At 46.4% G+C, this 14,265-nt stretch carries 8 protein-coding genes; 1 reads left to right on the forward strand and 7 read right to left on the reverse strand.

Features of this window, described 5'->3' with window-relative positions:
* Nucleotides 1–2: 2 nt before the first annotated feature.
* From csdE to AACS00_RS12140, 4 genes are all read right to left on the reverse strand, one after another.
* Complete coding sequence (gene csdE, locus AACS00_RS12125; RefSeq protein WP_110167581.1) at nt 3–434, reverse strand: cysteine desulfurase sulfur acceptor subunit CsdE; 432 nt, start codon at nt 432–434, stop codon at nt 3–5.
* A 75-nt stretch (nt 435–509) separates the two neighbouring features.
* Nucleotides 510–1,319, reverse strand: a complete 810-nt coding sequence (tcdA, locus tag AACS00_RS12130; RefSeq protein WP_072668807.1) for a tRNA cyclic N6-threonylcarbamoyladenosine(37) synthase TcdA — start codon at nt 1,317–1,319, stop codon at nt 510–512.
* An 87-nt stretch (nt 1,320–1,406) separates the two neighbouring features.
* Nucleotides 1,407–2,510, reverse strand: coding sequence for a murein transglycosylase A (gene mltA, locus AACS00_RS12135; RefSeq protein WP_110167582.1), 1,104 nt, complete (start codon nt 2,508–2,510; stop codon nt 1,407–1,409).
* Between the two features lie 71 nt (nt 2,511–2,581).
* Nucleotides 2,582–2,989, reverse strand: a complete 408-nt coding sequence (locus AACS00_RS12140) for a DUF2850 domain-containing protein (RefSeq protein ID WP_072668809.1) — start codon at nt 2,987–2,989, stop codon at nt 2,582–2,584.
* 240 nt (nt 2,990–3,229) lie between these two features.
* Here AACS00_RS12140 and argA point away from each other — a divergent pair, with 240 nt between their 5' ends.
* Nucleotides 3,230–4,567 carry an amino-acid N-acetyltransferase gene (gene argA / locus AACS00_RS12145; RefSeq protein ID WP_110167583.1) on the forward strand — a complete coding sequence of 446 codons (1,338 nt, stop codon included), beginning with the start codon at nt 3,230–3,232 and terminating at the stop codon, nt 4,565–4,567.
* Nucleotides 4,568–4,878: 311 nt separating this feature from the next.
* Here the strand turns inward: argA and recD are convergent, their stop codons facing one another.
* The 3 genes from recD to recC all read right to left on the reverse strand — a co-directional run bounded on the left by recD (nt 4,879) and on the right by recC (nt 14,180).
* On the reverse strand, nt 4,879–7,023 hold the full coding sequence (gene recD, locus AACS00_RS12150) for an exodeoxyribonuclease V subunit alpha (protein WP_110167584.1): 2,145 nt from the start codon (nt 7,021–7,023) through the stop codon (nt 4,879–4,881).
* Nucleotides 7,020–10,637, reverse strand: coding sequence for an exodeoxyribonuclease V subunit beta (gene recB, locus AACS00_RS12155; RefSeq protein ID WP_110167585.1), 3,618 nt, complete (start codon nt 10,635–10,637; stop codon nt 7,020–7,022). The genes recD and recB overlap by 4 nt, the downstream gene beginning before the upstream one ends.
* Before the next feature lie 96 nt (nt 10,638–10,733).
* Nucleotides 10,734–14,180, reverse strand: coding sequence for an exodeoxyribonuclease V subunit gamma (gene recC / locus AACS00_RS12160; RefSeq protein ID WP_110167586.1), 3,447 nt, complete (start codon nt 14,178–14,180; stop codon nt 10,734–10,736).
* Nucleotides 14,181–14,265 lie beyond the last annotated feature (85 nt).

The raw sequence follows: 14,265 nt of genomic DNA on the forward strand, positions 1-14,265 counted from the left end.
CCTTAGGCTATCTCGGTGCGTATTTTTTCCACTATGGCTTTAAGACCATTGCCACGAGAAGGACTGAGATGGCCAAGTAATCCCAAATCGGCAAAATACGCGTCCATATCAAAAGCCATTATCTGCTCAGCAGTTTTCGCATTTAATGCCGCTAAAACCACAGCAATCAAGCCGCGTACAATACGCGCGTCGGAGTCAGCGCAAAACAACCAACCACCCTGCTCATCTTGCGCACTAACTAACCAGACCTGACTTTCACATCCCGCGACAACGGCTTGATCACTTTTTAAACGCTCCTCCATAACGGGCAATTGCTTACCCCAGAGGATCAGCTGTCGATAACGCGCTTCCCAACCTTGTAATGACTGCATGGTGGCAAGAATGTGCGCATCAGTAATAGTGAAACCAAACGGATGGTTAGGCAAAGTGGACATCAATGATAAGCTCCGTAATGAATGATGAGGTAAACGTTTCGACGCTGCAGCAACTGACTCAATTGCTACAGAAATTTACGCTGAATGTTTCTGGATAAGTTTATCAATGATCCGCGCAACTGCGACAAAACCGAAGGTTGCCGTCACCACGGTTGCCGCGCCAAATCCAGTGGCACAATCCATACGCTTGGGTCCTTCCGCGCTTGATTTAGCGGCGCACACCGTACCATCAGCTTGAGGATATTTAAGTTGCTCGGTAGAAAACACGCACTCAATAGCAAATTTACGTGCCGGATTCATTGGAAAATGATGATCACGACGCAAGCGATCTTTAAGCTTTTTCGCTAAAGGATCTTGAATGGTTTTTGTTAAATCGGCCACTTTAATTTGTGTCGGATCGGTCTGACCACCTGCACCACCAATAGTAATCACCTTGATTTTATTGCGGCGGCAATAAGCCAACAGCGAGGCTTTGGCAGATAAGCTATCAATCGCATCCAACACATAATCCATACTGTCATTAAGGTACTGAGCTTGATTTTCAGCGTTGATAAAGTCATCAATCAAATTGACCTTACAATCAGGGTTGATCAATGTCACTCGCTCAGCCATGACCTCTATTTTGCTTTTGCCTATCGTCCCCGTCATTGCATGGATTTGACGATTGATATTGGTGACACAGACATCATCCATATCGATCAGTGTCAGTTCGCCAACACCAGAGCGAGCGAGCGCTTCCACCGCCCACGAACCGACACCACCAATACCAATTACGCACACATGAGCGGCACGGAGGATCTCCACTTGTTTATCACCGTACAAGCGGCGAGTTCCGCCAAAACGCTGATTGTAATTGTCTGAGGCAGGCGTATCGAGTTCACGCATAACAAGCATCCACACTGTATAAAAGAGGCAAAAAGAAAGAGTGCGATTTATACGCACTCTTGATAAAAAAGTCTAGGCTGTGTCGTGTTATTGTCGTTTTTCAGGCGGCAAAGCCCAAGGCGCTTGTGTCGCTGAGTTCTCTAACCCCAGCTTCCATACCCGGCCAAAGTGCTTATAATGTCCGGCTTCAATACCTGCGCGATACCCCATGCCATGATACAAATCGAGGTGATTTTGTTTCACAGCGCCGCCAGTATCAAGCACGATCAATAAACGCAATTGATGCACACCAGACCAGCTTCCATCAGCATTCAGTAACGGTACTTCAGCTAAAATAGGCGTACCCATGGGTAAAATAGTGCGATCCCCTGCTACCGCAGCCATCGGTAATAGAGGGATACCCGCGCTGCCGGTGACAGGAGCAGCAGCACTAGGGCGGAAAAAGACATAAGAAGGGTTTTGCTCTAATAACTCGCGTACCGTCGCCTCATCATTCGCCAGCACCCACTCTTTAATCGCTTTTAATGACATATTGGCGCGCTCAACCAAACCTCGTTCAATTAAAATACGGCCAATACTGACATAGGCTTTATTATTTTTACCGGCATAAGCAAAGTATTCGAGCGTGTCATCATCTTCAAAATGAACAAAACCGCTGCCTTGTACTTCCATAATAAATGGATCGATTAAGTTGGCGGCATAGCCAATTTCTAAGCCTTGCCCCGCTAAAGCCCCTGCGTAGATTTCCGCTCGGGTTGGGCAGTTATCACTACAATCTGGTAAAGCGTAAACCGGATAACGATAAACCTCATCGGCAGTATGACGCAGTTCCATCACTGGTGAAAAATAACCAGTAAACAAAACATTACCTCGTTTGTCTCCTCCGCCCATTTGCGCCGTTTGCACACCAAATTGTGCTAATTCTGCTGGGTCGCCGCTTTGCATCGCCCACTCATTGAGCTTTTCGTATAACGGCTGATAAATTGCAGCCATAGAAGGAGAGTTAGTGATCACTTGCTCACTTTGTGCGGCAAACTTAGAAAAATCACGCGGTGTATTCGAATGGAGTTGCTCAACCTGATTTAAAATATCAGGAAATTGCTCATCAAGATATTGTTGCGCGCGATCGGTCGGCTGAGCGCAACCAAACAGAAGCGCTAACGTAGCACAAGAAAGTAATCGTTTTATCACTGGGAGTTATCCATGTTGGGTTTCATCAAAAAGCATGACAAACTCCACAGTGAAGCGCAATGGCTGAATTGTTAACGAAGGTTTTTTTGATACTTTTCTGACAATTGAAACGTCGGATTATAATGCGCTTTAGAGACTAATCGCATTTCTGTGTATTGATCATTGAGCATCCGATACTCCATCTTTTGATCGCCGATATAAAAACTCAAATGCCGCCCGTTAAAGTCATAATGGGTTGTCACCATACGCCCATCGATCATGATCGCATCCGCTTGCACATAAATTCTTTGTGCGGCATACGGAGCGACATTCTGCTCAATCCACAATCCATAGATTTCACTTTTTGATGGTGAAAAAGAATCGGCTAAGCGATTAAATACTTGGCTGTACAGTAAAACCACCACCGAAACACCAAGCAGAACAGCGACAATTAATATTCGCTCTAACCATTTTTTATTACGAGTTGAATTCGTACTCACTTGCTTATCTCATCGTCAATGAGTGGCTCTTAATACTATCCCCATAAAAGCCCCTCTTATTACTCACAGCTCTTGGGGTAATTAGGTGTAAAACCATACAACCCATATCCCAAGAAATGACTAAATCTTTTCTTGACCAAATCCATCATAAAAAATCTCCATTTTATCGCTAAAACCGCTTGTTAAAAATTGAATAAAAAGTCATTATTTAGACATATTTAAACACTTCGGTATGATAAAGTGAAAATTCGCAGCACAGCTCTAGTCAAAGGATTTAGACAATCCGCGCCTTATGTTAACGCTCATCGCGGTAAAACCATGGTGGTCATGATTGGCGGCGAGGCGATTGCAGATAAAAATTTCGCTAATATTATTAGCGACTTGGCTTTACTGCATAGCCTTGGCGTTAAAATAGTATTGGTTCATGGAGCAAGGCCACAAATCAATCAGATTTTGCAAGCCCAGCAGCGAACCACTCCTTACCATAAAGGTATTCGCGTGACTGACGAAGAAGCGTTAAGGTTGGTTATGCAAGCCGCTGGACAATTACAGTTAGCCATTACCGCTCAATTATCCATGAGTCTCAACAATACACCAATGGCTGGCACCCAACTTAACGTCGTAAGTGGTAATTTTGTTATCTCTCAACCATTAGGTATAGACGATGGCGTCGATTATTGCCACAGTGGTCGTATTCGTCGTATCGATATTGATAGTATTAATCGTACTCTTGAGCATGGATCGATTGTTTTACTAGGCCCTATCGCCAGCTCCGTCACTGGTGAATGTTTTAATCTGCTATCCGAAGAGGTGGCAACTCAAGTCGCAATTCGCCTTAAAGCCGATAAGTTAATCGGTTTTTGCTCTGAACAGGGCATTATTGATGAGCAGGGTAATGCGATTGCAGAGCTATTACCGAATGAAGTCGAACGTATCGTCGAGCGTTTAGAGTCATGCCCAATTGCGAAAAGTGAAGACCCGACTGGCACGTTACGTTTTCTTCGCGCGGCAATTGCCGCTTGCCGCGCTGGTGTACCACGCAGCCATTTGATCAGCTATAAAGAAGATGGCGCACTGATTCAAGAATTGTTCTCTTTTGACGGTATTGGGACTCAAGTGGTGATGGCCAGTGCCGAACAGGTCCGTCAGGCAAGTATTGATGATATTGGTGGTATTTTTGATCTTATTCGGCCATTAGAAGAGCAAGGTATTCTCGTGCGCCGTTCTCGCGAACAACTCGAACAAGAAGTCCATAAATTTACCATCATTGAAAAAGACCGCTTACTGATCGGTTGTGCGGCCCTGTATTCTTATCTTGATGAAGGGATGGCAGAAATGGCTTGTGTAGCGATTCATCCTGAATATCGTGATGGCAATCGAGGGTTGCTATTACTCAACCATATGAAACATCAAGCAAAGCAAATGGGTATCCAACGTCTGTTTGTGTTAACCACGCACAGTTTGCATTGGTTTCGTGAGCAAGGCTTTATTGAAGTAGGAGTCGAATCTCTTCCTGTTGCTAAACAAAGTTTATACAACTACCAACGCCGCTCAAAAATTCTGGTGTTACGTTTGTAGTCGATTGACCAGAAATACGTACGATAAAAAAGCAATAAGTCGTACATTGCCAGTGTATTAGGCTTACCCTCTATGAGCAGATTATGGATGGTAAGCCTATTACTATACCCACACAACTTGGAGTTGCAGGTAGGCGGCAAGTGAGTGACAAATTTGTCTGGAACAAATTTGAACAGCCGTAGGCTGGCCTTTGGTGAGAGCCATGGATGGCTCTCATAATCCCCATGAGCATAGATAGACTATGTGATTGGGGCGAACGAACGTAGCCAACCCCCTGCAGCTTCAAGTCGGAAGGGTATATAAATAGCGGATTAAGAGGCGGTTAACCTAGCCACTAAACCACTGGCACGTTCCGTTTTTAACTGAATCCCACGCTTCATGGTGGATAAATCGCTAAATAGCATTAAACGCTTTTTGGCGCGCGTTACGCCAGTGTAAATCAACTCACGCGTTAATATCGGACTAAAATCTGGCGGTAAAATCAGCAAGGTTAAGTCAAATTCACTGCCCTGCGATTTATGTATCGTCATAGCATAAGCCGTTTCATGTTCAGGCACTCGACTCGGTAAAATCGCCTTTACGCTGCCATCGGGTAATTCAAAATAGACTTTCAAACGAGGTTCGGCTTCACTCTTGTCCAGTATGCATAAACCAATATCGCCATTGTATAACCCTAAGCCGTGATCGTTACGAGTAACCATCACGGGCCGACCGTGATACCAAAGCTCATCTTGCACATCAATCAAGCGCCGCGCCGCCAGTGCTCGCTCGATACGTTGATTTAAGCCATTCACCCCAAAATCCCCTTCACGAACAGCGCACAACACGCGGCACTGATTGAAACACTCCAGCGCGGCTTTCGCTTGTTGCTCTTGAGTTTCTGTTGCCGGACTAACCATCGCCAGTTCAAGGCGCTGCAAATAGCGGCCATATTCCTCTACCAGCGTTTTCAGCATCTGGTTATAATTTTCACTGTTTAATGCATGATGCGAGATATCGCTATAATCGCGCTTGAACACCTCATCTACCGCGCTCGGTTGGCCGCGATTAATGGCTTTAGCCAATTGACCGATACCAGAGCGCACATCAAAACGGTAACTTTTTTGCAGCATACATAAGCTGTCGGCAATCGGCGTGGCATTAACGGATGACAAGGCCAGTAGTGTTTCATAACCGGTTAAGGCGGCTAATCGTTCACTGTGCTGGCGATGGTATCCTTGAACTAAAAATGAACAGATATCGCCCAACACCGCCCCTGCTTCCACAGACGCTAATTGATCTTTATCGCCTAATAAAATTAATCGAGCGTGTTTGGGCAGTGCTTCGATCAGTTTTACCATCATAGGTAAATCGACCATCGACGCTTCATCGACAACCAAAATATCGAGGTGTAAAGGATTACGTTGATGATGACGAAATTCGACACTGTTCGGCATGGCTCCTAACAAACGATGCAAAGTGCTCGATTCGGTAGGAATGGCCGCTTTTAACTCTGGCTCAACCGCTAATTCAGCCACCGCCTTACCAATTGATTCGGTTAAGCGCGCCGCCGCTTTACCGGTTGGAGCAACCAGCTTAATAGTGGGGATTTTATCCTCTTGATCGGCTTGAGCAATTAGCGCGGCGAGTAATTTGGTCACTGTGGTGGTTTTACCTGTGCCCGGTCCGCCAGAGATCACCGCAAAGCGCCGGGTCAATGCCACCGCCGCTGCCACTTTTTGCCAATTAATACAAACCGACTGTGGGATCAAAGTCTCTAAGCAAGTGAGATCTTTTACTTGACGGGCACCGCTAATAGCAGCATCAATCGTGTTCCAATCTAGTTGTTGTGGGTTGACGACATCCAGAAAATCACACACCACTTGTTGACGAGTTAATGAATTAGCGCTTGCTGGCAATGCTTGTAGCTCGGCCAACAGTCTATGATATTGACGAGCAAATAAGTTATCGAGTAAGGTTTTTAGCTTTTGGACATCAGTAGGCTTTAAGCTCATCGGTGACCCAAAGCTAAGTAAGCGCTCGGCTAAGGTCAACTCATAGTGCCAATAACGGTGTAAATACAGACGTTGACCATCAAACATTAACGGAACCGCTTCCCCTTGCTGGCCAACCAAATCAGAAGCTTGTAGAACTTTTAGCCAGTCTACGGCTTGTAACTGCTGATTGACGTGCAGCGCCGCGTCGCCAAATAAACCTAACTTGGCACTAAAATCAGCCGCGGTCAGTAGCAAGGGCTCAGAAGCCGTCGGGTTTTCACGCCATAAGGGTAAACAAATATGTCCCTTAGCCAGCTCCACACTGACCACTCCGGCAATAAAACCCAGTACTTGGCTATCTTGTGCGCCTAATTGAGCTTGGCTCTTTTCAGCAATAAAACGGGCAAATTGATAATCCAGTTGCCGTACTATGCCTTGTTGTACCAACTGCTGTAGTGTGTAGAGCAAAGAGTCACTCATAAATCTAACTCCATTTGTCCCACCTCTGTCGTGCGAGTTTCCAGTGTTTTACCATCAATTAATGCATCCATCTCGGTCAGTAATTCAAGGCTCGGCTTAGTAGAGAAAATACCGTGATCCGAATGACCATCAATACCGCGTAAAAACAGATAATACACACCACCAAAGTGACGCTGATAATCATAATCAACCAGGCGGCTACGTAAAAAACGATGCAGCGCTAGCGCGTAAAGTTGATATTGTAAATCGTAGCGGTGTTCTATCATCGCCGCTTTTAAACGTTCGCCATGATAAGCGCTGATCTCATCGCCCAAATGATTAGACTTCCAATCTAATAAGTAATATTTACCTTGATGTTCAAACACTAAGTCAATAAACCCTTTGAGCATGCCTTGTACCGGATAAAAGCCGAGTTCGCTTGCTTTGGCAGATAAAGGATCATGACGCTGCACAACGCGATTGAGGCTCGGTGCGCTCAACACCTCAATCGGCAAAAGAAATTCCATTTCCACCAAACGTTGACTGGCATTTTTTTGATTTAAACGTAATGCCTTACCATCGAGCGGGGTCGCTAAAACGGTATCCACCAACTGCTGCAACACAGGTAACCATTCCAGATCAATCTGCTCACGAGCCATGAGGTCGATGATTAAGCGTTGATTATCAGCACTGCTGGCCGGTTGGGTAAATTCCACCACTTCAAACAAACTGTGCAAAAACGTTCCCGGCGCAGCACCACGAGGAAAACTAAAAATCGATCGTTCCGCGTTCGTCAACGGTGTGAGCCTCTGCTCATCGGCGGAATCAATATCAAAGCCTGCCACTTCCAAACTTGGTTCATGGTGAGCCGCTTTACTCGATTGCTTAACTAAACCAGAATAACTCGTTACCCGCCAATGACGATCAATATGACTTTGTAACGTGCGCGCGCTCAGTATTATCTCACTCTCTTTATCCATCACAGTGAAGACTTCTGCTCGCGCTGCTGGCGGCTCGCTAATAGTCACCTCGGCGTTACTTTGCGCATCGAGAGCCAAACGTAAATCGGCGATGCCTCCTGCCTGACCTTTTTGCAATAAGTAACCAATGGCACTTAAATGAACCCCTGTCGGCTCTTTGCTCGACTGACCATTGCGCAGCGGCGCGATACCGATAAAACAGCCATAGACCGCACGCGTCAAGGCAACATAAATCAAACGCAGATCTTCTGCCAAGCGCTCTTTATCGGCTTGTTCAAGCGCGGCTTCACTATCAGTGATATCGAGTATGGTTTGATCCTTTGCTGAGTCGTAGTATTTCGCTTCATTGGCTTTGCGATAACTGGTCACAAAAGGCAAAAAGACCAAATTATACTCAAGGCCTTTCGACTTATGGATAGTAACAATTTGCACTAAATTTTGTTCTGATTCCAAACGTTGGATCTGATCATCTTGACCACCTAAGCCGTGCAGTGCATCACTGATCCCCTGAGCTAACCAACGTAATAAGCCATGATCACTGTCGATCTCTTGCCGAGCTTGCTGCAGCAGCTCACCGATGTGCATAAAATCGGTGAGCAGACGCTCACCATTAGGCTCTGCTAACCAACGCTCCGCAATGTGTCGCTTGCTCATAACATTACGTAGCATAGGCAATACACCACGCTCCGCCCATAATTGACGATAGCCTTTGAACTCGTTAAGTACCTTATCCCAAACGATTTCATTGTTGTTTAACTCATCCAAACTCAGCGCATCCAGAGCAAATAAGGGCGATGCTAAACACGCGCGTAACGCCCGTTCATCGTCAGGGGTGAGCACCGCTTGTAATAAGCGCTGCATATCTAACGCGACATCGCTACTGAATACACTATCTCGATTGGAAAGGTAAACGCTGGCAATGCCTTGCTCAGCAAGGGCTTGTTTGATCATCCGCCCTTCGCTGCCAGTGCGAACCAACACCGCAATATCACCAGCCTGAATCAGCTTTTGCCCATGCGTGGTTTTAAAATACGCTTGCTGATGCTGTGCGGCAGTTAAAATAGCTTGGATCTGACTTGCACACGCCTTAGCCATGCAGGATAAGTATTCCGTTTTGGGGATTGGTTTATCGGCCTCTTGCAGCCAATAGGTTAAGGCTGGTTGGCTGTGCCCGTTGAGTAGCCATTGTCGCTTATCGGCGTTCGGGCTAGCGGCAACCGGCAAAAACGGAATGTCTTGATCATACATAAAAGGGCTAGTCGATGAGCTAAATAACTGATTAACTGCGCTCACCATTTGTGCGCTAGAACGCCAGTTAGTACCTAAGGTGTAATGGGCACTCACCTGCTGACGAGCTTTGATGTAGGTAAAGATATCCGCGCCCCGAAAACCATAAATCGCCTGTTTTGGATCGCCAATCATTAATAAGCCACATTCGGCTTGTGGCAAATAGATGCGACTAAAAATGCTGTATTGCAGCGGATCGGTATCTTGAAACTCATCGATCATCGCCACCGGATATAATTGGCGAATTCGCTCGGTTAATTGTCCTGATTCATCTTGATCAATCGCCGCTGACAGTTGAGTTAACAGATCATCAAACGATAACCATTGCTTCTGCGCTTTGGCCTTCGCTAGGCGATGGCGACAATGGGCAATCGCATGAGCCAGCAACGGCGCATATAAGTCATTCGGCTGAGATAAAAAATCTTCAATCATGACAAACAAAGCATGCTGGGGTGGATTGCCCTTTTTCGATTTAGCGTTTAAGCCAGTTTGCGTGAATTCCGTTAGCTCGTCGGGTAACAGCAATTGATGAGAGGTTTGATGCGCCCACTGAGTTAAAAAATCGACCCGCTTGAGCAGTGCTTTTTTCGTTGCAGCGTGCAAATCTGAGCCTTCAATACAAGGCGTGATATCTTGATGATGTTGCAACCATTGCTGCTTTAACTCCGCCACTCGTGCTAGGCACGTTTGATACAGTGCGCTTAATTCTCCCTCCATCGCCTGAACCGATAAACTCAAGGGAGAGCCCGTTAAGTAGCCGTCAATTTTTTCTAATAACGCCTGTGGGGACGGCCATAAACGACGAACTTCCGCCGCCAACTCAAGCGACAATGGATAAAACTGGCGACGCCAATAATCGGCGACCACTTGCGCCTTTAAATCACTTTCATTGGTGATAAATTCATGGTTGAAACGGCTCCCTGATTCAAATGCATTTTGCGTCAGCATCCGCTGGCAAAAGCCGTGAATGGTGTACACCGCCGCTTCATCCATTTGTCGTTCGGCTTGCAATAAAACCTTGGCAGCCAAGATGTGATCGTCATAATCAGCCAACAGACCTTGAATGACAGGATCATCACTAGAGCCGCGCAAAAAAGCCAGTCGCGCTAGATGAATACGCTGACGAATACGATCGCGTAATTCTGCCGTGGCCGCTTCCGTAAACGTCACCACCAAAATTTGATCTACCGTCAGTGGCGTTGGGTGGCGAGTAGTGGCATCGCCATGCCCAAGCAATAAGCGTAAATATAAACCTGCAATGGTAAAGGTTTTTCCAGTGCCCGCTGACGCTTCAATCAATCGCGCGCCATGCAGTGGAAAAGTAAGGGGATCTAACGGTGTGACGACCGCTGACGATGTGCTACTCATAAGTCATTAACCTTTGAATGCCCTTGTGTGTCAAAGCACACCGATATAAGACTAAGCGCAAATGCTAATAATCTGGCGTTAATTTTGCTCATCGCATCAAGACTCCATTTCAGTCATGGATTGCGCGGCCAACCTTGGCGCTTGAAGCACCAGACTGGCGAGAAGGCGAACTTGCTCTGCAAGCGGCTCATCCCACTGTGGCCAAATACGGGCAATGTATACATTGCTACCTTCACCATGACTCATGTAACTATCGTTGAAACTATCGGCCATTTTTTTCAATGCTTTCTCGCTATCTTCGTGCCATTGACCACGGTTAAATCCAGCTTCAATACTGGCTAATGCCGTTTTCGGAAAATACGCTAATGGCTCATTCATGCCCTGATAAAACAAGCGCACTAATTCAGCCAGTAATGCTTGCGCTTGCTGTTGATTTATCGCTGGATAGCGCCAATGTTGTACTCCCTGTTTACGATCGTAACCAATCAGATGCGTTGCCGCCTGACTCCCCATTGCCGCAAGGGCGAGATGATCGATCCATGCCGCGAGGTAGTCCTGAGCTCGAACCGCCCCACTGCGATAACACACTAAACCCGATTGATAATATTTGGTCAGCCATCCGGTTAAATGGACGGTTTTGCCCTCGCTCCATGGCTGCAGACGCAAATTGATTTCTTGATCTTCAAGGGGCGAATGACACAGAAACTCGATCTTTGCAGCCAATTCTTGAGCTTGAACTCGGTTCGTTTCAAATTCCAGTTCACCAAACGCACCAATCGGTAATTTGCCCTGTGCACGTTGCTCGCTAAAAAAGCGGCTCAGTGCTTGAGCGTCATTTGGCTGTGTCAAAACGATATCAAGCAGTTGTTCGCGCAGTTGATAACTCTCTAAGCCGTTTAAAGCAAAAGGTTCTTCATCTTCCATCACCGATTGCGGTGGCTCAAAGGAGACTTTCAAACGGCGATTAAAAAAGTACTGAACGGGTAAGCGCCAAAAACGCTGTAACTCCACCAGATCTAGGCTCAAAGGAAAGGTAGCATCGAGTAAATAATCCGTTAACGCACGATTAAATTCACTCCGCGCTTGCCCTTGCCGATTAGCCGCTGGTAACCACTCTTTCGCGTAACTAGCAGGCGAAGCTAAAAACGCTTGTGAGCTAAACGGTACCATGGCATGAAGATGAGTTAACGCTCGGCTTAATCGCTCCGCTGACTGATCGCTCGTTAATGACTGATCCCCTTGTAGGCAATAGTTTAACTGACAATACTCCAGCAACTCGGCCACTAACACCGAAGGGACTCGTTCGGTATTGTCTTGAATTGAGCGACCAACGTAACTGATGTAGAGGGTTTGCTGCGCTGAAAGTAGCGCTTCCAAAAATAGGTAGCGATCATCATCTCGCCGTGAACGATCTCCCGTTCGCGGACGTGTATTCATCAAGTCGAAATTGTCTTTGGCCATGGTACGCGGATAAACACCATCATTCATACCTAACAAACAGACGGTTTTAAAAGGGATCGAACGCATTGGCATTAAAGTACAAAAGTTCACTTGACCAGCCAAGAAGCGTTGACTCACTCGTGTCGCCAACAATTTATTATCAAGATAATCAGTGATAATCGTCGCCGCCAAAGCTTGATCGTATTTGGCGTCCAGCAGCTGATCTTGCAATTGTGCTAGCGTATCGCGAATCGACTTCAGCGTCAGCTCACCATCAATATCGACTTGGAAAAAATCATCCAACAAATGACCCAGCAGGCTGCGCCACTGTTCGATGGTTTGAGTGTCAGCCAAACGTGCACGATAGTGGCTGATTTGCTGAATAAAATGGGCCAATTTCCCCGCCAACTCAGCGTTTAATCCCTGCACTTCGTTATAAGGTGCTAAGCCATATTCACCTTGCGCAAACAAGCCTGCGGAAGCGGGCATCGCATAGCCTAGTAACATGCGCTCAATACCAAACTGCCACGTATTTTGCTCGGTTGCTGGTAGCTCAAATTGCTCGGCGGTATGAGCATTCAGCCCCCAGCGGATCCCAGCGGCTTCAACCCATAACTTAGCTTGCGCAAACTCTTGCTCATTAACCGCAAACTTCGCCATTATCGCTGGTGTTTCCAGTAATTCGAGTAACTCAGAGGCTAAACAACGTGACTCAGGTAAGCGAACCAACTGCATAAAGGCCTTTAATATCGGACTTTCTTGATCCGCCGTGCGATCAGAAATCGAATAAGGAATAAAGCGCTCCCCAGGTGCATTACCAAACACCGCCGCAATCGCTGGGCTGTAAGCGTTAATATCCGGTACCATGACAATAATATCACGCGGCTTGAGATCAGGGTCAGCATCAAACATCGCCAACAATTGATCATGCAATACCTCCACTTCTCGCATTGGGCTATGACACACATGCAAGGTCAGTGAAGCATCATCGCTCGCAATCCATTGTTTGTGCTGACTGCTGTCTAATTGCTGCTCATTTTGATGCTCTTCTAAATGCAAAATATCCGCTTGCAGATGATGCAATAAACTATCGCGCGGCGGTGCCATAAACAGCTCTAACTCTTCGCAATCGAGTAACGACAATAAATAGAGATTATCGCGCCCCAATTTGCCCATCGAGGCTAACAAGTTATTGCCCACTGACGCTTCATTGTGCAGCTCATCAGCCAAGTTGGCTTCTATACCACCTTTCAGTGGCGAGCGCTGACCAGCCAGTTGAATCTCATTATTTTGTAGCGCCAGCATTTTGCGCTGGCGGCTCTCCAGTTTGGCCAAGGTTTTTCGATCGCGAATATCCCCCCAATAATGCTGGCAAGGGTTAGTAAACATTAAGTGCACATCAATGTGTTCACCGAGTGCTCGTAGCGCATCCAAATAGCGTGGCGGTAAGGAGGAAATACCAAAAATAAACAATCGCTTGGGAAGCTGACTGATGTCCAACACACCACTGGCTAAGTGCTCAATAAAGCGCTGATACAAATTGGCGCGATGATAATGAGATTGACCTTGCTGGAGGGTATCTTGATATAGGGCTTGCCATAATATCGCTTGCCAAGGATGCTCGTCATCGAGCTCTTTAACTTCCTCTCCCGCTTCCCATTGAGCGATCCAATCTGGGCGATACACTAAATAACCATCGAAAATATCGGCAATTTTTTCCGCCAGTTGATAGAGCTTAGAATGGTCTTCGTCTTGCTCTAGATAGCGTTCTAACGCCGCGAACTGTGGATGAGAGAGCAGAGTTGGTAACAAGCGCATCAGTTTCCAAGTCATCGCCTCTTTATTGAAAGCGCTGCGCTTTGGCACCTCAGGTAAAATTTGGGTGAACATCTCCCAAATAAAACTGGCGGGTAATGGAAACTCAAGATTCGCCGCAATGCCAATTTCTTTGGCTAACGCCATCTTCAGCCATTGTGACATGCCTGAGCTTTGTACCAGGATTTTTTCTTTGTCAAACGGGTGCGCTAACGGGTCGTTTTTGATCAACTGAACTAACAGCGTTTTGAGGATTTCAACGTTATTCGAATGATAAACGGTAAACACAATACACTCACACTACTCTGCCCTTAATGAAGGTTCAGAGTAGCATAAGTGCTGTTAACTGGATAATTTTCCTAGGGTCTGTTGC

This window comes from Vibrio sp. 11986-1-5, assembly GCF_963878025.1.
Taxonomy (GTDB): Bacteria; Pseudomonadota; Gammaproteobacteria; order Enterobacterales; family Vibrionaceae; genus Vibrio; species Vibrio injensis.